A 910-nucleotide genomic window follows, 5' to 3' on the forward strand; every position below is an offset into this window, starting at 1 on the left:
CCTGGAGCGCGTCGCGGCGGGCGCCGGGACGCAGCAGCGCGCGGGCCGCCAGCAGCGCGGCCCGCGGCGGCGACAGCACCCGCGACGGCCGGCGAGCGCGCGAGAACACGTCGAGCAGGTCGCCGGCCAGCGACGGCTCGGCCGCCGCGGCGCGATAGAGCTCGACCTCGATCGGGCTCATCGGCTCGCCCCGTGCCAGGACGTTGGTCCACTGGTAGACCTCGAGGCAGTCGAGCTCGCGCTGGCGCTCCCAGGCCGCGGTCGCGCGATCGAGGGCGACCGGATCGTCGAGGACCGCCGCGGCGGCCTCCCCCAGCAACCGGCCGTAGCGCAGCGCGTCGCGGATCCCCTGGGCCGTGACCGGGTCCTTGAAGTGCCCCGCGTCGCCGGCCAGCGCCCAGCCGGGGCCGGACGAGCGGCGGAAGTAGGACTCGATCCCGGTCGCCGAGCGCACCCGGCCGACCAGTCGCGCGCCGGCCAGCCGGGCGGCCAGCGGCGGGATCGCCGCGATCGTCGCGCGGTAGGCCCCCTCGAGGTCCTCGCGGAACGCCTCGCGGCGACCGACGGGCGGCTGCACCAGCGCCAGCACCAGGCCGTCGTCACAGGGGAACGCGGTGCCCAGGTCGGGCCCCTCGCGCCACTGCGCGGCGATCTCGCGCCAGGACTCGTCGGGGTCCTCCCAGTAGCCGAAGTAGCAGGCCCGGCCGCTGGCGCTGGAGCGGTACGGCAGCTCGGCGCCGACCGCCCGCGCGACCAGGCTGCGGCGCCCGTCCGCGCCGACCACCAGTGGCGCCCGCAGATCGCGCGCGACGCCGTCGGAGCCGCTCCAGCGGACGCCCGCGACCCGCCCGCGGTCGTCGTGCAGGAGCGCCGCGACCCGCGCGCCCTCGCGGACCTCGGCCCTGGCCTC

1 protein-coding gene is annotated in these 910 nt (G+C 78.6%); it reads right to left on the bottom strand.

Going from position 1 to position 910, the window contains the following annotated elements; translation table 11 throughout:
• The coding region (locus PAI11_RS10490; RefSeq protein ID WP_040599787.1) for an NAD(P)/FAD-dependent oxidoreductase at positions 1-910 on the bottom strand (910 nt) is incomplete at both ends.

The sequence above is a fragment of the Patulibacter medicamentivorans genome (assembly GCF_000240225.1).
In the GTDB taxonomy this organism is placed as follows: domain Bacteria; phylum Actinomycetota; class Thermoleophilia; order Solirubrobacterales; family Solirubrobacteraceae; genus Patulibacter; species Patulibacter medicamentivorans.